The 1,469-nt window shown below is 62.2% G+C and carries 2 protein-coding genes; both read right to left on the minus strand.

The genetic code is table 11. The features are described from left to right. Window positions 1-93: 93 nt before the first annotated feature. Window positions 94-765 carry an amino acid ABC transporter permease gene (locus EN939_RS33915; protein ID WP_127271796.1) on the minus strand — a complete coding sequence of 224 codons (672 nt, stop codon included), beginning with the start codon at window positions 763-765 and terminating at the stop codon, window positions 94-96. Window positions 766-871: 106 nt separating this feature from the next. Continuing rightward, the coding region (locus EN939_RS33920) for an ABC transporter substrate-binding protein (RefSeq protein WP_164751502.1) at window positions 872-1,469 on the minus strand (598 nt) is incomplete at its 5' end.

Consider the following 1,469-nt stretch of genomic DNA (forward strand, 5'->3'; position numbering starts at 1 on the left):
GCACCAGGCTGATCAGTGACAGCATCACGGTCATGCCGAGGCCGCGCAGGGCCAGCGGATAAGAGCCGGCGAGGCTTTGCAGTTGTTGCCAGATCATGTCCGCGCCCCCGCCGTGCCGAGCCAGCGGCTGGAGACGCCAGCCAGTCCTTTCAGTCCGTAATACAGCAGCAGGTAGAAGGCGGCGATGGTGAGGAAACCTTCGGCCGGCATGAAGCGGTCGGAAGCGAGCAATTGGCCGGCGCGCGTCAGTTCGGAAACCGAGATCAGCGACAGAAGGGCGGAATCCTTGACCAGCACGATCGCCTGGCCAAGCAGCGGCGGGATCGTCACCTTGAAGGCCTGCGGCAGGACGACCAGACGCATGCGCTGGACATAGGTCATGCCCGAAGCGACGCTGGCCTCGACCTGGCCACGTGGGATCGACAGGATGCCGGCGCGAATGATTTCAGCGATATAGGCGCCGCTGTTGAGCGACAGCGCGAGAATGCCGACGACCAGCTCAGGCAGGACGAAGCCGAGCCGGGGCAGGCCGAAATAGAGGAAATAGAGCTGCGCCAGCAAGGGTGTGGCGCGTACGGCGTCGATATAGGCCTTGGCCGGCACGCGAAACAGCCAGCCGCGCTGCAGGTTCATGGCGCACAGCACGATGCCGACGATCAGTGCGCCGACAAAGGACAGCGCCGACAGCCAGACGGTCGTGATCAGGCCCTGCCCGAACAGCGGCAGATATTCGACAATGGTGCGGAAACTGAAATTTTCGAGCATCGTTGGGTGCAATCCCCAGAGTGCAGGAAACGACGGATGAAGCGAAATTCCAGGCGGTTTCGCGGCGCTTGAGACGCGCGCGAAACCGCCTGGGTTTTATCGCTGCTTAGTGGTCTTTCTTCCAGGCGTCGGAATTGACCCAGTAGTCGAGGTTCTTCTGCAGGCGACCATCGATGGTGACCTGGTTGAGGAACAGGTTCATCCAGATCAGCAGGTCCGGCTCGTCATAGCGGGTGGCGAAGGCAAGCGGCTCCTTCGACAACAGGTCCGGCATGATGGTGAAGCTGCCGGCCGGATAGGCGGTCGACTGGCCCTTGACCGCCGAGACGTCGTTGACGCCGCAATCGGCCTGGCCGTTGTTGACGGCGTCGAGCAGCAGCGGACCGCCGCCCTTGTAGCTCTTGATGTCGGCGTCGGGGAAGGCTTTCTTGGCTTCCTTCTCGCCGGTGGCGCCGAGCAGCACGGCGATCTTGGTGCCCTTGGCCTTGCAGTCCTCAGTGGTCTTGAACTTGCTGTCGGCCTTGGTGAAGACGGTGCTGCCCGTGTACATGTAAGGCGTGGTGAAGGCGACCTTCATGCCACGCGCCAGCGTCGGTGTCATGTCGGCGACCAGAAGGTCGGCCTTACCCGACAACAGCGCCGGAATCAGACCATCCCAGTCGAAGTCGAGGAACGTGATTTTCACACCCATTTCCTTGGCCATC

Origin of the sequence: Mesorhizobium sp. M7A.F.Ca.CA.002.05.1.1, assembly GCF_003998335.1 — a bacterium.
Lineage (GTDB): Bacteria > Pseudomonadota > Alphaproteobacteria > Rhizobiales > Rhizobiaceae > Mesorhizobium.